The sequence below is a fragment of the Roseinatronobacter sp. NSM genome, from assembly GCF_052379845.1.
In the GTDB taxonomy this organism is placed as follows: Bacteria; Pseudomonadota; Alphaproteobacteria; order Rhodobacterales; family Rhodobacteraceae; genus Roseinatronobacter.
Genome location: NZ_JBQTCF010000049.1, coordinates 1 through 19,233, shown reverse-complemented (window position 1 = coordinate 19,233; position 19,233 = coordinate 1). Strand labels below are relative to the sequence as shown.

Annotated in this window: 14 protein-coding genes; 11 read left to right on the top strand and 3 right to left on the bottom strand. The window is 57.9% G+C overall.

All coding sequences use genetic code 11. From position 1 onward, the window contains the following. Positions 1–247: 247 nt before the first annotated feature. Entirely contained in the window at positions 248–2,416 is a 2,169-nt protein-coding gene (locus tag ACTZWY_RS18320) for a methyl-accepting chemotaxis protein (protein WP_444792154.1), read from the top strand. 199 nt (positions 2,417–2,615) lie between these two features. On the opposite strand, the gene ACTZWY_RS18315 is transcribed toward ACTZWY_RS18320, so the two are convergent. After that, a complete protein-coding gene (locus ACTZWY_RS18315; protein ID WP_444792153.1) occupies positions 2,616–3,143 on the bottom strand; it encodes a Crp/Fnr family transcriptional regulator in 528 nt (175 codons plus the stop codon). 71 nt (positions 3,144–3,214) lie between these two features. Between ACTZWY_RS18315 and ACTZWY_RS18310 the strand changes: the two genes are divergently transcribed. Continuing rightward, positions 3,215–3,799, top strand: coding sequence for a Spy/CpxP family protein refolding chaperone (locus ACTZWY_RS18310; RefSeq protein WP_444792152.1), 585 nt, complete (start codon positions 3,215–3,217; stop codon positions 3,797–3,799). A 149-nt stretch (positions 3,800–3,948) separates the two neighbouring features. Here ACTZWY_RS18310 and ACTZWY_RS18305 read toward each other — a convergent pair whose 3' ends face one another. After that, positions 3,949–4,764, bottom strand: coding sequence for a MurR/RpiR family transcriptional regulator (locus tag ACTZWY_RS18305; protein WP_444792151.1), 816 nt, complete (start codon positions 4,762–4,764; stop codon positions 3,949–3,951). A 146-nt stretch (positions 4,765–4,910) separates the two neighbouring features. Here ACTZWY_RS18305 and ACTZWY_RS18300 point away from each other — a divergent pair, with 146 nt between their 5' ends. The 6 genes from ACTZWY_RS18300 (at position 4,911) to ACTZWY_RS18275 (ending at position 13,282) form a co-directional block, all read left to right on the top strand. After that, positions 4,911–5,936 carry an ABC transporter substrate-binding protein gene (locus ACTZWY_RS18300; RefSeq protein ID WP_444792150.1) on the top strand — a complete coding sequence of 342 codons (1,026 nt, stop codon included), beginning with the start codon at positions 4,911–4,913 and terminating at the stop codon, positions 5,934–5,936. A gap of 75 nt (positions 5,937–6,011) precedes the next feature. Continuing rightward, a complete protein-coding gene (locus ACTZWY_RS18295; RefSeq protein ID WP_444792149.1) occupies positions 6,012–7,067 on the top strand; it encodes an ABC transporter ATP-binding protein in 1,056 nt (351 codons plus the stop codon). After that, positions 7,064–7,957 carry an ABC transporter permease gene (locus ACTZWY_RS18290; RefSeq protein ID WP_444792148.1) on the top strand — a complete coding sequence of 298 codons (894 nt, stop codon included), beginning with the start codon at positions 7,064–7,066 and terminating at the stop codon, positions 7,955–7,957. The genes ACTZWY_RS18295 and ACTZWY_RS18290 overlap by 4 nt, the downstream gene beginning before the upstream one ends. After that, the gene (locus ACTZWY_RS18285; RefSeq protein WP_444792147.1) at positions 7,954–8,769 is read left to right on the top strand and encodes an ABC transporter permease; all 816 of its coding nucleotides are present in this window, start codon (positions 7,954–7,956) and stop codon (positions 8,767–8,769) included. Before ACTZWY_RS18290 ends, ACTZWY_RS18285 begins: the two co-directional genes overlap by 4 nt. Beyond that, the gene (locus tag ACTZWY_RS18280) at positions 8,766–9,863 is read left to right on the top strand and encodes a P1 family peptidase (RefSeq protein ID WP_444792146.1); all 1,098 of its coding nucleotides are present in this window, start codon (positions 8,766–8,768) and stop codon (positions 9,861–9,863) included. The genes ACTZWY_RS18285 and ACTZWY_RS18280 overlap by 4 nt, the downstream gene beginning before the upstream one ends. Before the next feature lie 443 nt (positions 9,864–10,306). Then, positions 10,307–13,282 carry a calcium-binding protein gene (locus tag ACTZWY_RS18275; RefSeq protein ID WP_444792145.1) on the top strand — a complete coding sequence of 992 codons (2,976 nt, stop codon included), beginning with the start codon at positions 10,307–10,309 and terminating at the stop codon, positions 13,280–13,282. A 72-nt stretch (positions 13,283–13,354) separates the two neighbouring features. Here the strand turns inward: ACTZWY_RS18275 and parE are convergent, their stop codons facing one another. Continuing rightward, on the bottom strand, positions 13,355–15,304 hold the full coding sequence (gene parE, locus ACTZWY_RS18270) for a DNA topoisomerase IV subunit B (protein WP_444792144.1): 1,950 nt from the start codon (positions 15,302–15,304) through the stop codon (positions 13,355–13,357). A gap of 363 nt (positions 15,305–15,667) precedes the next feature. Between parE and ACTZWY_RS18265 the strand changes: the two genes are divergently transcribed. From ACTZWY_RS18265 to ACTZWY_RS18255, 3 genes are all read left to right on the top strand, one after another. Further along, complete coding sequence (locus ACTZWY_RS18265; protein WP_444792143.1) at positions 15,668–17,422, top strand: acetolactate synthase 3 large subunit; 1,755 nt, start codon at positions 15,668–15,670, stop codon at positions 17,420–17,422. Positions 17,423–17,433: 11 nt separating this feature from the next. Further along, a complete protein-coding gene (gene ilvN, locus ACTZWY_RS18260) occupies positions 17,434–17,997 on the top strand; it encodes an acetolactate synthase small subunit (protein WP_444792142.1) in 564 nt (187 codons plus the stop codon). A 119-nt stretch (positions 17,998–18,116) separates the two neighbouring features. Next, positions 18,117–19,160 carry a sensor histidine kinase gene (locus ACTZWY_RS18255; RefSeq protein ID WP_444792141.1) on the top strand — a complete coding sequence of 348 codons (1,044 nt, stop codon included), beginning with the start codon at positions 18,117–18,119 and terminating at the stop codon, positions 19,158–19,160. The last annotated feature ends 73 nt before the right edge of the window (positions 19,161–19,233 follow it).

Below are 19,233 nucleotides of genomic sequence, written 5' to 3'. Positions count from 1 at the left end.
TGAAACACCTAGTGAAACCTCACTCTCGCAGGGAATTTCAAGATATGACGAAACGCCGACCAGACGGCCGGGTTTTCTGCGAAACACCCCCACCGTGCGGGGCTCGCTCCGTTTGATGTTGCATTCAGCGGACGATGCTGCGCACGCGACTGTGCACTCATGCGTCGTGGTTCTGTGGCGCATGAAAGCTTCATTAAGGGTTTGATGCTATCCAGAGGGTGAATTTCAGGACTAAGAGGCAGTTTAAATGATGACAGCGATCTCCATCAGGGCAAAAATGGCGGTAAGTGTAGCTGTGTTGATCGCCCTTTCGATGGCCACTGTGATCACGCTTGCGACTCTTTTGATGCAACAAAACTCTCGCGCGGAGGCAGAGGCGCGCGGGCAGGCGCTGCTGGGTGAATATGCTGCCACGATCGGGCAAGACCTAAACATGATCGCGGCGACGGTGGCGACAGGGGTCGCCACAGTGGAAGGCACAATTTCCGGCCCATCTGTTGATCGTGACCTGCTGGGCGCACTGACACAGCAATTCTTGCGCAGCCGCCCCGACCTGGTGGGTATGACGCTTGCATTCGAGCCGGAGGCATTTGGCGACGGGGACGCGCGGTTCAGTGATCACCCGCTGACGGATGAGGCGGGCCGTTTCGTACCCTATTTCTATTTCGATGCGACAGGTCAAATCCTTGTGGAGCGTCTGGACATGAGCCCCGAAGCGGGCACCGAAGGGTGGTACGATCGCCCAATCCGTGAAAATCGCACCTTAATCACGCCGCCCTATGTCTACCCGGTTGACGGGCAGGATGTGCTCATGACGACCATCAGCGGTGTGGTGCGTCGTGACGGGCGCGCAGTGGGCATCCTGACTGCCGATCTTGCGCTAAGCGATATTTCCGCCCGAATCGGGGAGTTGCGACCTTTCGGTGATGGTCGTGTGGCGCTTCTTGGGGGCGACAATCTTTGGGTGGCCCATCATGACGCCACGCGCCTTGGTTCGCCAGCAACCGCTGCGGAACTTGCGGAATTGGGCGCATTGACCTCGGGAACTGCAGGTCAGACCATTCGTGACGGGGTGACGATGCTCAGAATGGTCGACGCGATTGAGTTTTCCGGTATGTCCGAACGCTGGACGCTGATCATGGAAGTCCCCCGCGCCACGGTCCTGAGTGAGGTCACCGCTACCCGTAACCTTACTGTGCTGGCCGCAGGAGGTGTCCTTGCCGTGACACTTCTACTTGCGTGGTTCGGGGCGCAATTCATTTCACGCCCGATCCTGGTAATGACCGAGGTTGTCAAACGCTTGGCTGCCGGTGATACGCGCGTGGACATTCCTTATAGCACGCGCGCAGATGAAATCGGGGCGATTGCGTCTGCTGTAGCGGTGTTTCGTGACAACGCGCTTGAAGCGCGCCGCCTCGAAGCTGAGGCCGAGGCGGCGCGACAGGAAATCGATGCGGAGCGCAGCCGCGAAGTGACCCGACAGACACGAATTGTGCGTGAGATCGGCGATGGTCTGAACCGGCTTGCCTCTGGCGATTTGAGTACGCAGATCGAAAGCCCGGCCTCTAACCCTTTTCCGGTCGAATATGATGCGCTGCGCCAAAGCTATAATGCCGCACTCGATCGGCTTGCCCGGATGATGGGACAGGTCACCACTGCCGCCGAAGCCGTGACAACGGCCTCGCGCGAGATCAACTCTGCCTCTGACGAATTGTCGCGCCGTGCCGAGACCCAAGCCGCCACGCTGGAACAATCTTCTGCGGCTTTGTCACAACTGGCAGAATCAGTGCGCAGCACCGCCACGCGTGCGCGCGCCGCGGATGGGATCAGCCGGACCGCCAGCGAAGAGTCGCGCCAAGGTGTCGCAGATGTGCGCCGCGCGATCGAAGCCATGCGGATGATCGAGACGAGCTCGCAACAGATCAATCGAATCACGGATGTCATCGATGGAATTGCGTTCCAAACCAATCTTCTGGCGCTAAATGCCGGGGTCGAGGCTGCGCGGGCAGGCGATGCCGGACGTGGTTTTGCTGTTGTGGCATCAGAAGTGCGAGGGCTGGCGCAGCGCGCGTCCGAATCCGCGCAAGAGATCAAGACATTGATCAGTGAAAGTGCGCAGCATGTCGGCAATGGCGCGGAACTGGTGCAGAAAGCCGGTGTAAGCCTTGACAGCTTGAACGAGCGTGCAAGCGAGCTTGCGACATATATCGCCGAGATTGCAACTGCAGCTGCCGAGCAATCATCGGGCCTTGATCAGATCAATACAGGGGTTACCGAACTTGATGCCGTGACCCAGCAAAATGCCGCTGTCGCAGAAGAAACCACGGCGGCCTCGACATCTCTTGCCGCAAAGGCCGAAGATCTGCGTCAGGCGCTTGCAGAATTCACCACCCAAACGCTGCGTGCAGCGGCGTGATAATGCAGTTGCACATGGTGTCGCATGTTCAGATGGGCTGTGCCGTCGTTGCGTCGACGGCCCATAGCGCAAGTCGCCTTCGATGGCTGACGGGACATGGCAGGATATACGCCCTAAGCGCCCGGCCCTGGTTCGAAAGCGGTTACTTGCAGGGGCTTACAGATTTGGTGCGAAACGCGCATTGGGCATGGCGTGTTTCCTATCCGTTGCGGCGTCGGGCTAATTCACGATACAGCGCCTCTCGGGTGATCCCAAGTTCGGACGCGACATCTTGCCATCTGCCTTTTTCGGGCAGGGTGTTTCCTTCGGCCAGCCAAGCTTCCAGCCGGTCGACCACGCGCGGCAATGTGCGAAGTTCGGCGCGAAACCGTGCGGCCTGAACCCCTTCGGCCAGATGCTTGGACCAGACTTGCGCCAGCGCCGGATCGCGTTCAAGTGCTGTGCGGAAGGCTGGTCTTGGCACCGCGACCACACAGCTTGTGCAGGTTGCGACCGCATCGCAATGATAGGCGTGCGCATAGGCCGACGCTTCTGCCAGAACCATTCCGGCGGTGGCGTTTTGCAGCACAAGGCAAATTCCCCGCGATGTATGCCGCAAAAGCTGCATATGGCCTGTACGCACAAGATACATGTCGCGCACGGTTTCGCCAGCATGAAACAGCGCCTGCCCCCTTTCCAACATCACCGGTCGGGCTGGGGCGAAAATTGTTTCAAATGCATGAGACATAATCACAATCATATGCCCCGTCAGCCGCACATGCAATAAGCGCAAGGAACCATGATACAAAGGAAATTGCCATGAAATGGATCGCATTGCTTGCTGTGCTGCTATGCCCAATTCCCGCACTTGCACAAGATCATGCAGCGCATTCTGCCTATGCAGGGTTTGAAACGCGCGCGATTAAGTCCCTGTCGGATGCGGACCTTGATGATCTGCGGCGCGGTGCGGGCTGGGGGCTGGCATTGTCCGCTGAATTGAACGGCGTGCCCGGGCCCGCACATTTGCTGGACCTAAAAGACCAGATCGGACTTAGCACAGACCAAGTGACCGATATTGAAGAAATTTTCGCCGCGATGCAAAGCGAAGCGCAAGATGCCGGCTTGCGTTTTATCGAAGCCGAAGCCGCAATTGAAGCCGCGTTCCGTGCGGGCAATCTGGACCGGGAACAGTTGCGTGACTTGATCCAGACATCTGGCGCGGCGCGCGCGGAGTTGCGATTCATCCATCTGGTCCGACATCTGGATACCCCAACGCTGCTAAGTTCCGAGCAAATTGCGCGCTACAATGCGCTGCGCGGATATAGCGAATCCGACCCTTGCGACATGGTTCCGGATGGACATGATCCTGCGATGTGGCGCCGGCATAACGGGTGCGACGGCTAGCGCGTGTCGGGTTTATTGGCATGCGCTGACATGGTGGTTTCGTAACTGCAAGGCGCATAAAACCAGACCCCACTTTTGCGCAAGACATGATAAAAATGCAGAAAACGCTGTGGTGTGCCACGGGCTGTTGTCACCGTGACGACGCGGCTTCAGAATATGCCAAGCTTGCGCGATGTCGCTTTCCACGCGCTTAGGCGCTGGCTTGACGCGCCAGGATCATTCAGGGCGACAGCAGTGCAAAGCAGTGCAAATGCCATGTTCAAGCCCAATGTGGATTCCAGAAACAGGCCGGTGGCGGTGGGGGCGTATATCACGGCATCAGCGCAGTCGCGCGCCCAGTGGCAATATTCGTCGCATACGATGACCACCTTGCGCCCCTGAGAGGCCGCAAGTTCCGCAATGTGCTTGCTTTCGACCGCATAGGGGACCACGTCAACCATCAACAAACAGCTCGTTTCTGCCCCGGACGTGTTGATCCATTCTGCCAACATGCCGTCATGGGCTGAAACAAAGCGCACATCGTCGCGCGCAATCGCAAGGCGCCGGGCGGCGTCTTCGGCCAGACCGCGGACTGACTGGAACCCGGTAACATGCACAGACTGCGCCGCGCACAGGCAGGAACAGGCCGTCTGGAAATCCGCACCATTCAGCTGCTCGAATACAGCGCGAATGCTGCGCAACTCTGCCTCCAATATGTCCAGATGGCTGTTGGGCACGTCTGGCTGGCGTTCGGGCAGTCCGCCTGCCGCGCTGTAGCGCCGCCGTAGAAGCTGCTTGAATTCCCGCATCCCGTCACAGCCCAAACGCCGCAGCAACCGCCCGACCGTCACTTCCGCGACGCCAGCTTTCTGCGCGATGCTTTTGCCGGTTTCAATCTGGACCGACTCGCTGTTCAGAAGGATGTATTGTGCAATCTTTGCCTCTTGTCGCGGCAAATCTTTGGTGCTTGCCCGCATTTTGTTCATTAATTCATCGTATGAAACGCCGGGATATGATGCGAACCCCTCTGACATTGTGTTTCCTTTGATGTTGGAAAAATAACATTTGGGTGAAACGATATTTGTATTCTACCGTTCTGTCATCCGCAATTTTCTATGACAGGATGACAGCCATGAAACGGACAATGACAGGAATACTGACCAGCGTTGCACTGGTCCCATCTCTGGCAGCGGCTGAGGGGCAGCTGAACCTATATAACTGGGGGGATTATATTAACCCCGCCGTGCTTGAACGTTTTACAGCGGAAACCGGTATTTCTGTGACATTGGACACCTACGGCTCCAACGAGGAGATGCTGGCCAAGATTCAGGCAGGCGCCACCGGGTATGACATTGTTTTCCCGTCAGTGCATATGCACGATGTCATGTTCCAATTGGGCCTGCTTGCGAAAACCGATATCGGACGCCACCCTGACTTTGGAAATATCGATCCGCAGTTTGTGCGGGCGCAAACTGACCCTGATGCGGAATATTGCCTGCCCTATGCGTGGGGGAATGTGGGCATTGCCTATAACAAACAGCAGGCAGGCGACATCAAGGGTTGGGCAGATTTCTTTGCGCTGGGGGACGCGGGCAAGCAGATTATCCTGCTGGATGATCTGCGCGAGACGATTGGCATTGGCCATATCATGAACGGCACATCCGTCAATTCAACCGATGAAGCAGACGTGGAGGCGGCAGCGCAATATATCGTGGACCGAATGCAGGGGGTATCGGCCTTCTCCTATGATTCGATTCCTTTGGTGCAATCGGGCGATGTGGCCGCTGCGCATTGGTATGTTGGCGCGAATATTTTCGTGCAGGACGCACCGGATACGCTGGGCTACCTGATCCCGGAAGAAGGGGCGACGATGTATCAGGAAAACATGTGCGTCCTGGACACAGCGCCGAATAAGGACAATGCAATCCGGTTTCTGGAATTCTACCTGCAACCAGAAATCGCGGCATTGAACGTGGAGCAGCAGTTGAACGGCACGCCAAACATGCCCGCAATCGACCTGATCCCGGATGAGATCAAGAACAACCCCACGATTTATCCCCCGCAGGATGTGATTGATACGCTTCAGATATTTGTCGATCTGGGGCGTGATCTTCAGCTGTATAACCGGGAGTGGACGCGGATAAGAACTGCGCAATAAGCCTGTCCGCGTTTCTGGCCCCGCAGCCCGCCAGTGGGCAGCGCGGCCTTCACACCCCGACAACAGAGATGTGCAATGTCCCGATTGCTTGAGATCCAGCACGCCAGCAAAGCCTTCCATTCGCCCGAAGGTGGAACGATAACCGCGTTGAATGATGTGTCCCTGTCCCTGTCTTCCGCCGAATTCCTGACCCTTCTGGGACCGTCGGGCTGCGGCAAGACCACGCTTCTTAGGGCGATAAGCGGTTTCGAGCCGCTGGATAAGGGCCAGATTTTCATTGATGGCCAGCAGGTCACCGATTGGCCTGCACATCGTCGTCCCGTGAATACGGTGTTCCAACGCTACGCGCTGTTCCCACATTTGACCGTCGGGGGGAATGTGGCCTATGCGCTTGAAATTTCAGGCAAGGCGAAGGCGGAAATTCGCGCGCGGGTGGGCGACATGCTGGGGCTGGTCGGTCTTTCGGGATTGGAGGGGCGCAGTATCGCGCAGCTTTCGGGTGGACAACAGCAGCGTGTGGCCTTGGCCCGCGCATTGGTGGCACGGCCAAAGCTGCTTTTGCTGGATGAGCCGCTTTCGGCATTGGACAAGAATTTGCGCCGCCAGATGCAACTGGAACTCAAGCGCCTTCAGGCGGAACTCAAGATTGGGTTCATCTTCGTGACCCATGATCAGGATGAAGCGCTGACAATGTCCGACAGGATTGCCGTTCTGGCGCAGGGCCGGATCCAGCAATTAGGCACACCAGAAACGCTGTATCGTCAACCAGTGAACCGCTTTACAGCAGAATTTTTGGGCGAAAGCAATCTGTTAACCGTGAAAATGGGTGCCGGGGCGGCTTTGCTGGCAGATGGGCAACGATTGCCTGCCACTGGCAGCGGGCAGGGAACACTGATGATCCGCCCTGAAATGCTGGGCACGGCCCATGTCGAAAACGGGCTAAGGTTCACAGGCACCCTGAAGGAACGCATTTATACCGGGACGAGTAATTTGTTACTTGTTGAAACTGCTGGTTTTGGCACATTGCAGGCGTTGCTGCGCGCAGATGCCCCGGTGGGGGAACCCGGCAGTCAAGTAACGCTGTATGCTGGCGTTGATGACCTGCATATCATCCCCGAGGTGGCCCCATGACCCTTGCGCGGCGAAAAACCTTGGCATTGCTTGCGCTGCTGGGGCTGCCAACGGCGTTTCTGGTGGTGTTCTTTCTGGGCCCTTTGGCCATCATGCTGGTTTATAGCTGGCTGACACCGGGCCTGTATGGCGGTGTCGAATGGGAGTTTTTCCACATAAACTATGGCCGGATTCTGGGATGGGCCGACACCCGATATGAGAAGTTTGACCCCGTCTACCTGATGATTTTCCTGCGATCATTGCGTCTGGCGGGGCTGACCGTTTTGTGTGCGCTTGTCATCTGCTACCCGGCGGCGTTCTGGATAAGCCGGATGCGCCCGTCGCTGCGAAACCTTGCGCTGTTTGCCATCACGCTGCCGTTTTTTGTCAGTCTGATCGTGCGGCTTTTCGCGTGGGTGCTGATTTTGCGCCCTACGGGATTTCTGAATCAGGCGCTTATGGGGACAGGGCTTATTGATGCGCCCTTGGCCATTATCTACACGGATGCGGCCGTCATCATCGGTATGACCTATGTGTTTATTCCGTTCATGTTCCTGCCGCTATATACGTCGGTCGAGAAGCTGGACCCCGCATTGCTGGAGGCCTCGGCCGATCTTGGTGCAACGCGCCTTCAAACCTTCTGGCGTGTCATCCTGCCCGCGACCGCGCCCGGTATTGTCGCGGGATCGGTCATTACGTTTATTCCGGCGCTGGGCAATTTCATTGTGCCATCTGTCCTGGGCGGCGCGAAGGTCATGATGATTGGCAACCTGATCGAGCAACAATTCCTGTCGGCGCGCAACTGGCCGTTCGGGGCGGCATTGGCCATGCTGCTGATGGCGGCTGTGTTGGTGTTGTTGCTGGTGCAGCTGAAACTTGCACGCATAAAGCGCAAAGGGGGAAGCACATGAAACGGTTTTCGGTGCTTGGGGTGTATGGGGCGCTGTTTTTCGCCTTTGTCTATGCGCCCATCGTGCTTGTCATCGTGTTTTCGTTCAATGCCAATCCCATCAATATGATGATCTGGGACGGCTTCACGCTGGATTGGTATCGTCTGATTTTCGGGATGCAGGCAAAGTCTGCCGAAAGCCCAACCTATATTGATTCGACCGCGCAGCTTTATGCGGCGGTTAGAACAAGCTTTATCGTGGCGTTTTCGACGACGGCAGTTTCAACAGTGTTCGGAACCGCATTGGCGCTGGGCGTGGCGCGGTTCCGGTTCCGGCTGGCGGGGTTTTACCGCGCGCTGTTGCTGGTGCCCATGATCATGCCGGATATTGTGCTGGGGATTGCACTGCTGATTTTCTTCATCACGATTGGTGTCAATCTGTCGATTGGCACAATCATCATTGGGCACTGCACTTTCCTGATTTCCTATGTATTCGTGACGGTTTCCGCGCGCCTTGCGGTGCTGGATGAAACCCTGGAGGAAGCCTCGGCAGATTTGGGCGCGACACCGGCGCAGACGTTCCGGAGGGTGACCCTGCCTGCGATTGCACCGGGTGTCCTGGGGGGCGCGCTGCTGGCTTTTATTATTTCGATGGATGATCTTGTGATCACCTATTTTATTGCGGGAACCGGGGACACAACCTTGCCCATTCACATATGGGGGATGCTGCGCAGGGGGATTAAACCCGAAATCAACGCAATTGCTTCGCTTATGCTGGTGTTCACCTTGGTTGTGGCAGCGGCGGGCCTGTACCTAAGGCAGAGGAAACTATGACCAAACCACGCGCGCGCGATCTTGGCTTGCCGCTACCGGGTGTGCCCGGCCCCCTGAACGCAATCACGGACGTGCCCGGAATTGAAGTGGGCACCTGTGAAGTGCTGTCCTCGCGCGATCCGTCACTTGCGACGCGCGGTATTCCTGTTCAAACCGGGGTCACGGCAATCCTGCCAAGGGGGCGCGATACAGACCCAAGCCCAATATGGGCGGGCCAGTTCAGCCTGAACGGCAATGGCGAAATGACCGGCGCCCATTGGATACGCGATGGCGGCTGGTTTTGCGGTCCGGTGATGATTACCAACACCCATTCTGTGGGAATTGTCCATCAGGCCGCGACGCGCTGGATGATCGAAACCTATGGCCCGACATGGGAAGAAAACCATCTGTGGGCCTTGCCCGTGGTTGGTGAAACCTATGACGGGGTATTGAATGATATCAATGGCTTGCACGTCACCGAAGCGCATGCGCGCGCCGCGCTGGATGCGGCGCGCACCGGCCCTGTGGCCGAAGGAAATACCGGCGGCGGTGCAGGCATGATTTGCTATGAGTTCAAGGGCGGCACTGGGACGTCCTCGCGCCGTGTTGACATAGAGGGGGCAGGTTTCACCCTTGGGGCGCTGGTTCAGGCCAACCACGGATTGCGCCCTTGGTTGACAGTTGCGGGGCGGAATGTGGGCGCGGATATGCCGCATAACCGGGTGCCGGGAATGACCCGCGAAAGCGGGTCAATTATCGTGATTCTGGCGACAGATTTACCGCTTTTACCTGCCCAGTTGGAACGGGTCGCGCGGCGCGCGTCACTTGGGATCGGGCGCGGTGGAACACCGGGGGGCAACAATTCCGGCGATATTTTCCTGGCCTTCAGCACCGCAAACCAAATGCCGCTGCCGCAGGTTTCAGGGGCTTGGCGGCATATGAAATGCCTGAATGATGAATTGCTGGACCCCGTCTATATGGCCGCAGTCGAAGCCGTGGAGGAGGCAGTGCTAAACGCATTATGCGCCGCCCAATCCGTAGCCTTCGCGCGCCCGAACAAGGGGGTTTGCGTGGAACTTGATACGGAGCATCTGAAACGGCTGTTGACCACCTAGCGCATCTAGCGTTCATTGGCTTCTGGCCCTTGAAAACTGCTGTTGCGCCGGGCGCGTGCGGATTGGGTCACGCAGTTGTGCACGAAAAGGACAGCGGGCAGGCCCTGCAGCGTCGCCCATGAGCCTATGCAAACACGCATAAAAATTGTATATTCCAGATATACGGGCGTATTGCGCGAAAATGGAACTTGGTTTCGCGCGAAGGCATGCAGCCACAAACAGGGTGCGTGTTTTTCAAGGGCCGCTGCCCCCATTGGCAGCGGACAACAGCTTTATGCGCGCGTCGGTCACGCGCAGGCCGGTTCAACGTGTAAAGGCTAAATATCCCGTATCCGGTAGGTAGAAAGGCCGCAAGCGTCATACTTTCCAGGGAGGGGGATATGTGCGCACAAACCATAGTGCTGTCTAGCGCGCCTTATATAGGTAATGTTGTTGATGCAGACTTGTTTGCAGCCAACACCTTGTTCACGGCCAATTTCCTTGATCCCGGCGGCGCCTATGACCGCATGCTGCAAGAAGTGGGCTGGTCGGGCCTGCGCTTTCCGGGCGGGACGGTCACAGAACAGTTTTTTGCACCCGGCTCCCCAACAGTGGCACGTTTTTTCGATGTGACGCGGCCAAGCGGGCTGTCGGATGACGCAGAACCCCGCATTGTGACGGCCCCTGCGGCATTCCGCTATGCAAATGAACGCGACCTGACCTTGCATTTCACGCTGCCGACGAAAAACTATTTCACTGAAAATATTAACGAAAATGGGCTGAGCACACCAAGCCAGTTCGGTTTGTATCGAATACTTGATCGCGTTGATACTATAATTCGTGGTGAATATGGCGACATCAACATTCGTAGTTTCGAAATTGGAAACGAATTTTGGTATGCTGGCGTATCGCCGATTACGCCAACGGAATACGGCATAATCGCTGACAGAACGGCGTCCGGTCTTCAGGCGCTTTTCGACAGTTATGAAGCAGAACGTGGCGGGCCAGCCAACTGGACCCAGCCCTTGATCGGTGCGCAAAGTGGCACAAGCTGGCTGCCACAAGCCAATGCCGCAATTTTTGCCGAACTGAACCTGGATGCGCGCGAAGCCATAGACGTGGTGATCCAGCATTACTACCCGGCAGGGTATACCATCGCGGGAACCCGGCTTCGGACATTTGACCGCCTTGATGAATGGAAAGATCAAGACGGCATCCGCGATGACATTGAATATTTCATTTCTGAATGGAATATTTTCAACAATACGGAAATGGGCCTGACCCAGACTTCGGGTATGTTGGAAATGATGCGCACCATGGTTGCGCGTGACATTGATTATGCGTCGGTTTGGGGAACGCAATATTTCAGTCTGGGCAGCCGTCTGGCGGCAATTCGCAACGATCCCGCGGCACCGGGGGGGCAGGATTACACATTGACCCCCGCAGGCGAGGTGTTCCGCATGATGTCGGAAAACCTGCGCGGTTTGCAGCTGCTGGATATCGACACCCCCGCCCCCTTGCGCGAGTTCATAGATGTGCCCCAGGCGGAACGGCCAGCCGACGGCGCCGAACAACTGGTCATGCACGCCTATGGCAATGCAGATACGACGATTATTTTTCTGTCTTCTCGCAGTGATATTGCGATTGATGTGTCGCTTGACCCTGGAACCTTGGTCAGCGGGTATCATCATGTCTGGGGCGAATTGTTGGGTGTGATCGACAACCCCAGCACGCCGGACATTGACGAAGGGGATTATACTTCGCGCTTTGCGCTGCCCTATATCCGCACCTTCAATCAAACGACGCTGGAGGGAAGCGAGGGGCTGAATTTTACGCTGCAACCCTATGAAGTGATGAAGCTTGAATTCACCACTGGCGATGTGGGCGTTCGCATGGCGGGCCAGGATTATATGGCCGACACCACCGCAGATTATACAGATGAGTTGAACGGCACAGGGTTCGATGACGTCATCTATGGCGGGGCGGGTGATGATGTTTTGCGCGGCAATGCCGGAAATGACACATTGATTGGCGGACCGGGCAATGATTTTCTGGGCGGCTGGACGGGCGATGACCTTCTGGATGGGGGGGCGGGCGACAACATTCTGCGCGGTGGCGATGGGAATGACATTCTGATTGCCCGCGATGGTGTCAATTACCTGCGCGGTGATGCCGATCTGGACCAGTTCATCGTGTCCGTTTCCGGACAGACAACCATTGCCGATCTTGATTTGGACGGGGGCGAGGGGCTTAGCTTCTTCAAGCATTACACCGATGTGTCGGATGTGCTGGACCGCACGGAAACTGTGGGGCGCGACCTGCTTATCACGCATGACGGGGGCGGGTTCACGCGGCTGGTGGGGTTGGGGGGGCGGGCCGGGGATTTGGCCAATGCGCTTAGCGATTTCCAGCCGGATTCGCCCGTGTCGGAGTTGGTGGACGCGCTGAATGCAACACCCCCTGACGGGTCAATCCCGCCCGACCCCGACCCGCCCGACCTGCCGCCTGCGATTATTCCGCCTGATGAAATCAACGCATTTTTGGAACTGGAAGACCCCAATGAAGTAGCAGCCTATATCCGTGACCTGTCGCAAGAAGAAGAAGCCTATTTAATTGAACATCTGAATCCGAATGCTTTGGCCTTGGCGGCATCGCAGCACTTATGGGGCGCGTTTTGCGATACGCTGTCCGAACCGGCATACAGAAGCTTCATTGACCGCGCCGACCAGGATATTCTGGATATGCGCTATGCCCGTCAGGCGGCTGAACAATACCGCACGGGTTCTGACCAGTCCATTAATGAAGAGCGCTTGCCACTGTGCCGCACGTTATATGAAATCAGTGATACTTTGCGCATCGATTTTTTCTTGTTGTTCACGGAAGCGCAGAAAGTCGAAATTGAAAGCATCTGGGCGTCCAGCAGACCCGAAGCTGCAGGTTTGAGCGCCGAAGAAATTTATCAGGTGACCGCAGAAGACGTGGAAGCCCGCCGCCTTGAATTGCAGACAACCGATGAAATTCCGGCCTTCGCGCGGTTTCTGCGCCCCGGTGAATTTGACAAGGCCTATCTTGCCCTTAGCGACATTGATGAAGGCGTGGGCATCGGGGATGAAACGGATGACGGCGGCGGGTCCGAAAATTCCACCGATGACGACGACGAAGACGGCGAGGATGAAGACCCGAACAAAAGCGGGGGCGGGTGCTTTGTTGCCACCTATGCCTATGGCGATTTCGACCATCCAGATGTGCTGTATTTGCGTGTATACCGCGATGTCGTCTTGTCAGACTATGCAGCGGGCAGGGCCTTTATCCGCATGTATTATCGATATGGCCCCCATATGGCGGCGTGTTTGCGGCCAGTTCCCTATGCAAGGCACATTGTCCGGTGGGTGCTATCGCGTTTGATTGCCGCCCTGAAGATGATGCACGGCCTGCGGTAAGCTCTCACTGTGGTGCGGGCGCGGCCCTTTGCGCGCCCTGTTGTTTGTGCACTGCGCGCAGCAAAACAGGGGTTATACATCCAGTTCTTCTACAAACCGTGCGTTTTCGCTGATATACTGGAACCGCAATTCCGGTTTCTTGCCCATCAGGCGCTCCACCAGATCTGATGTTTCGCCCGGCAGGTCATCATCCACGGACACCCGGATCAGGCGCCGTGACGCGGGGTCCATGGTGGTTTCCTTCAGGTCTTTGGCATCCATCTCGCCCAGACCCTTGAAGCGCGACACGTCAATCTTGCCTTTGCCACCAAAGCCTTCGGCGATCAGGCGCGCTTTCTCGGCCTCATCAAGGGCATAGACGCGCTTGGCCCCCTGGGTCAGGCGAAATAGCGGCGGGCAGGCCAGATACAGGTGCCCTGCGTCGATCATGGGCCGCATCTGGGTGAAGAAAAACGTCATCAACAGCGCCGCAATATGCGCGCCGTCCACGTCCGCATCGGTCATGATGATGATCTTGTCATAGCGCAGGTCATCCAGCCGGAATTTGGACCCCAGCCCCACGCCCATGGCCTGGCACAGATCGTTGATTTCGGCATTCGTGCCCAGTTTGTTGCTGGCCGCCCCCAGCACGTTCAGGATTTTGCCGCGCAGCGGCAGCAGGGCCTGCGTCTTGCGGTCGCGCGCCATTTTCGCCGATCCGCCCGCGCTGTCGCCTTCAACAATGAACAATTCGGTGCCCGCGCGGTTGGTGGCCGAACAATCTACCAGCTTGCCCGGAAGGCGCAGCTTCTTGGTGGCGGTTTTGCGGCTGGTTTCCTTTTCCTGCCGCCGTTTCAGGCGTTCTTCGGCGCGCAGTACCAGAAAATCAAGGATTGCGCCTGCCGCTTTCGGGTCGGCGGCCAGCCAGTTGTCGAAATGGTCGCGCACGGCCCCTTCGACCATGCGCGCGGCCTCGGTCGTGGCCAGCCGGTCCTTGGTCTGGCCCACGAATTCGGGTTCGCGAATAAAGCACGACACCAGCGCGCAGCCCCCTGCGGCCATATCCTCGCGGGTGATCTGGGCGGCTTTCTTGTTGTTGGCCAGTTCGCCGTAAGCGCGAATGCCCTTCAGCACGGCCGCCCAGAAACCTGCTTCATGCGTGCCCCCTTCGGGGGTTGGGACCGTGTTGCAGTAGCTTTGCACGAAGCCGTCGCGCACTGGCGTCCAGTTGATGGCCCATTCCACCGAACCGGGTTGGTTGAACTTTTCCTGAAAGCTGACCTTGCCCGCAAAAGGTTTGTCGGAATAGGTGATGGCGCCGGTCAGTTGCTCATTCAGGTAATCGGCCAGACCGCCGGGAAAGTGGAAAGTGGCCTCCATGGGGGTGTCGCCGTCGGGGATAGCAGTTTTCCAGCGGATTTCCACGCCCGAAAACAGATACGCCTTGGACCGCACCATTTTCAGCATTCGGGCAGGGCGGAATTTCAACGCCCCGAAGATTTCCGCATCCGGGTGAAAGGTAACAGACGTGCCGCGCCGGTTGGGCGCGGGGCCGACCTTGGCCACTGGCCCTTGCGGAATGCCGCGCGAAAATTCCTGCGCGAACAATTCGCGGTTGCGCGCCACTTCTACCCGCATATGGTCCGACAGCGCATTGACCACCGACGCGCCCACCCCGTGCAACCCCCCTGATGTCTGATAGGCCTTGCCCGAAAACTTGCCGCCCGCGTGCAGAGTACACAAGATCACTTCCAGCGCCGATTTGCCGGGGAATTTCGGGTGGGGGTCAATGGGAATACCGCGGCCATTGTCGCGGATGGTCACGGAATAATCGGCGTGCAGCTCCACCTCAATACGGTTGGCATGTCCGGCCACGGCTTCGTCCATGGAGTTGTCCAGAACTTCCGCAACAAGGTGGTGCAGCGCGCGTTCATCTGTGCCGCCAATATACATGCCCGGGCGTTTGCGGACAGGTTCCAGCCCTTCCAGCACCTCGATTGAAGATGCATCATAGGTTTCGGAATTCTGCAAAAGGTCACTCATGGGGCACGGCTCGATTCTCTTGGGGGAATTTCTACCATCAATAGATCATCGCGCGCGCTGTGACGCAAGACTTGGTGCCCGAACTGCGGTTGCGCAATAAATGCAAAGTTTGCGGGGCGTTTTGCGCAATGGCTTGCATTTTCGGCATTGACGCGGGCATGTGTCAGGCTTAGGTTCAGGCCACGCTAAAGGGCGGTGAATGGCAATGAAAAATGCACTTGTAATTGTGGTGGGACAGATGCGCATGGGCCGGTGACGGACACCCTATCTGACCCCCATGCGCCCCCGAACCCCAACGGGGGCTTTTTTATGGCCAAAACGCACGAACGCGACCTTGATTGACGCCTCGATGGAGCAACACAGATGACACGTCAGATGACCGGAGCGAAAATGGTGGTTCAGGCCCTGAAGGATCAGGGCGTGGAAGTGGTATTCGGCTATCCGGGTGGCGCGGTACTTCCAATCTATGATGAAATTTTCCAGCAAAATGACATTCGTCATATTCTGGTGCGCCATGAACAAGGGGCCATTCACGCCGCCGAAGGGTATGCGCGATCCACCGGCAAACCCGGTGTCGTGCTGGTCACATCCGGTCCCGGCGCGACCAATGTTGTGACGGGTATTGTGGATGCGCTGATGGATTCCATCCCGATTGTCGTTCTGTCGGGGCAGGTGCCCACCTTCATGATCGGGTCTGACGCCTTTCAGGAAGGTGACACTGTGGGCATAACCCGCCCCTGCACCAAGATGAACTGGCTGGTCAAGGAAACTGACAAACTGGCCGAGACAATTCATCAGGCATTCCATGTGGCCACCACGGGCCGCCCCGGCCCCGTTCTGGTGGACATCCCCAAAGATGTGCAATTCGCAACCGGCACCTATATCGAGAAGCCAAAGGCGAAGACAGACCATTACAAACCCCGCGTCAAAGGCGACATTGACGCAATCACCCAACTGGTCGAGATGATCGAAGGGGCAGAACGGCCCGTGTTCTATACCGGGGGCGGGGTTATCAATTCCGGCCCTGCCGCCAGCCAGTTGCTGCGCGAACTGGCCGAGGCCACGGGTTTTCCCGTCACATCTACCCTGATGGGGCTGGGCGCCTATCCGGCATCGGGGAAATCTTGGCTGGGCATGCTGGGCATGCACGGCACCTATGAAGCCAACTGGGTGATGCATGATTGCGACCTGATGATCAATATCGGCGCGCGGTTTGATGACCGTATCACGGGGCGGCTGAATGCCTTCAGCCCCAATTCCCAAAAAGCCCATATCGATATTGACCCGTCCTCCATCAACAAGGTGATCACAGTTGATCTGCCCATTGTCGGTGATGTGGGCCATGTTCTGGAAGATGTGCTGAAAGTCTGGAAATCGCGGGGCCGCAAGGTTAACCGCGAAGCGCTGGCGCGCTGGTGGAAGCAGATCGAGGAATGGAAAGCCGTTGATTGTCTGGCCTATAAGCCGTCCGTAGGCAGCATTCGTCCCCAACACGCGCTTGTCCGCCTTGAAGCGCTGACCAAGGGCATGGACCGCTATATCACCACCGAAGTGGGCCAGCACCAGATGTGGGCGGCGCAATATCTGGGGTTCGAAGATCCCAACCGCTGGATGACATCTGGCGGGCTTGGCACCATGGGCTATGGCCTGCCTGCGTCTGTTGGGGTGCAGATCGCGCATCCTGATGCGCTGGTCATCAATGTCGCGGGCGAAGCGTCATGGCTGATGAACATGCAGGAAATGGGAACCGCCATGCAATACCGCGCCCCCGTCAAGCAGTTCATCCTGAACAATGAACGCCTTGGCATGGTGCGCCAGTGGCAGGAATTGCTGCATGGTGAACGCTATTCCAGTTCATGGTCCGAAGCGCTGCCTGATTTCGTGAAACTGGCTGACGCGTTCGGCTGCAAGGGCATCCGCTGCGACAATGAGGCCGATCTGGATGACGCCATCCGCGAAATGCTGGCTTATGACGGGCCGGTGATTTTTGATTGTCTGGTGGAAAAGCATGAAAACTGCTTCCCCATGATCCCGTCGGGCAATGCCCATAATGACATGCTGCTGGGCGAAGCCGATACGCAGGGCGTTATCGGCGCAAGCGGCGCGGTATTGGTGTAAGGAGCTAGCGAATGTCCCCCCTGCAAATCAAAAAAGGCTCGTCCAAGCATTCCGCCTATGACCTGCGCGACCCGAATGCGGAACTGATCGAAACCCATACGCTGGCGGTCAGTGTCGACAATGAATCGGGCGTGCTGGCCCGTGTCATCGGGCTGTTTTCGGCGCGCGGTTATAATATCGACAGTCTGACCGTGGCCGAAGTGGACCATCTGGGCCACCGGTCGCGCATTACCGTGGTCACATCCGGCACACCGCAGGTCATTACCCAGATCAAGGCGCAGCTGGAACGCATGGTCGTTGTGCATGAAGTGCATGACCTGACCGTAGAAGGCCCGTCCGTGCAGCGCGAACTGGCGTTGTTCAAGGTGCAGGGCAAGGGGGAACACCGGATTGAAGCGCTGCGCCTGGCCGAGATATTTCGCGCCAATGTCGTGGATTCCACGTTGGAAAGCTTCATCTTCGAAATGACGGGCACGCCCGAGAAGGTCGACGCTTTCGCGGTGCTGATGCAGCCGCTGGGGCTGGCCGAAGTGGCGCGCACCGGCGTTGCAGCCCTGGCACGCGGCACCAGATAAGCCGGTCTTCCCCATGGGGCAGGGGTGGTATGCCGTGCCCTTCAGGGTTTTCCCGCAAAAAGGGGGGCAGCGCAGGGCGCATACCTGCCCCCCGATATGGACGCGCAAGGCGGTGTAACATGCCCCCGATCCAGACAGATGACGCGGTTCTGGCGCTGATCTCGGCCTTGCCCCAGCCTGTGCTGCTGGTGGGGGATGACGGTTTTGTAACAGCCGCGAACCCGCCGGCGCTGGACCTGTTCGGCGCGCATATTCGCGGGGCCAATATCCGGGCACATTTGCGCCAGCCCGACGTGACCGCCATGTTGGGGCGCGTTCTGGACGGTGCGGTGTCGGGACAGGCCAGCTTTACGGCCACGGGCGTGGCGCGCGAAGCCATCTGGCAGGTCACAGCGCAGCGCATGGCCGCACAGGGGGTGGTAATCAGCCTGCGCGATGTGTCCGATATCGAAGCGGCCAGCGCGCAGCGGCGCGATTTTGTGGCCAATGTCAGCCATGAATTGCGCTCTCCCCTGACAGTGCTTGCGGGGTTTATCGAAACCTTGCAGGGACCGGCAGGCGAGGACCCTGCCGCGCGCGCGGAATTTCTGGGTATCATGGCCGAACAGGCCGCGCGCATGACGGGGTTGGTGGCCGATTTGTTGTCGCTGTCGCGCGTGGAAGCCGTTGAAAAGATACGCCCGCGTACCCTTGTGTCCATAGACGACGTGCTGCGCGCCACATTGGCCGCGCTGCGCCCGCGCAGTGACGCGGCGGGCGTGGCGCTGGTCTGCGACCTGCCGCCTGACCTGCCGCAGGTGCCCGGCGACCATGACCAGCTTGTGCAGGTCTTTCACAACCTGATCGAAAACGCGCTGAAATATGGTGCCAGCGGCGGGCGGGTCGACATTGGCGCGGGGGTGCGTCCTGTCATGCCGGGCTTTGACGGGCCGGTGCTGCATGTGACGGTGCGCGACTATGGCGAAGGGATTGACCCCATTTTCATTCCCCGCCTGACAGAACGGTTTTACCGCGTTGACAAGGGGCGCGCGCGTGACAGCGGCGGCACAGGGCTGGGGCTGGCGATCGTCAAACACATCCTAAGCCGCCATCGCGGGCGTCTGGCCATCGAAAGCGGCGGCGCGGGGCGTGGGGTGTGTTTTGGTGTTGTGCTGCCTTTCTGATGATCCGCGCGGTTTTGCAGTGTGGAATTTCTGTCACGCAAGTGTCACAAATGATGTTTAAACAAGGGTAAAG

Excerpts from the sequence above, each read along its gene's own strand:
- ACTZWY_RS18285 (WP_444792147.1), top strand. The coding sequence starts at position 7,954 with ATGAAACGGTTTTCGGTGCTTGGGGTGTATGGGGCGCTGTTTTTCGCC.
- ACTZWY_RS18310 (WP_444792152.1), top strand. The coding sequence starts at position 3,215 with ATGAAATGGATCGCATTGCTTGCTGTGCTGCTATGCCCAATTCCCGCA.
- ACTZWY_RS18265 (WP_444792143.1), top strand. The coding sequence starts at position 15,668 with ATGACACGTCAGATGACCGGAGCGAAAATGGTGGTTCAGGCCCTGAAG.
- ACTZWY_RS18315 (WP_444792153.1), bottom strand. The coding sequence starts at position 3,143 with ATGTCTCATGCATTTGAAACAATTTTCGCCCCAGCCCGACCGGTGATG.
- ACTZWY_RS18280 (WP_444792146.1), top strand. The coding sequence starts at position 8,766 with ATGACCAAACCACGCGCGCGCGATCTTGGCTTGCCGCTACCGGGTGTG.
- ACTZWY_RS18295 (WP_444792149.1), top strand. The coding sequence starts at position 6,012 with ATGTCCCGATTGCTTGAGATCCAGCACGCCAGCAAAGCCTTCCATTCG.
- ACTZWY_RS18300 (WP_444792150.1), top strand. The coding sequence starts at position 4,911 with ATGAAACGGACAATGACAGGAATACTGACCAGCGTTGCACTGGTCCCA.
- ACTZWY_RS18320 (WP_444792154.1), top strand. The coding sequence starts at position 248 with ATGATGACAGCGATCTCCATCAGGGCAAAAATGGCGGTAAGTGTAGCT.
- ilvN (WP_444792142.1), top strand. The coding sequence starts at position 17,434 with ATGTCCCCCCTGCAAATCAAAAAAGGCTCGTCCAAGCATTCCGCCTAT.
- ACTZWY_RS18255 (WP_444792141.1), top strand. The coding sequence starts at position 18,117 with ATGCCCCCGATCCAGACAGATGACGCGGTTCTGGCGCTGATCTCGGCC.
- parE (WP_444792144.1), bottom strand. The coding sequence starts at position 15,304 with ATGAGTGACCTTTTGCAGAATTCCGAAACCTATGATGCATCTTCAATC.
- ACTZWY_RS18305 (WP_444792151.1), bottom strand. The coding sequence starts at position 4,764 with ATGAACAAAATGCGGGCAAGCACCAAAGATTTGCCGCGACAAGAGGCA.
- ACTZWY_RS18290 (WP_444792148.1), top strand. The coding sequence starts at position 7,064 with ATGACCCTTGCGCGGCGAAAAACCTTGGCATTGCTTGCGCTGCTGGGG.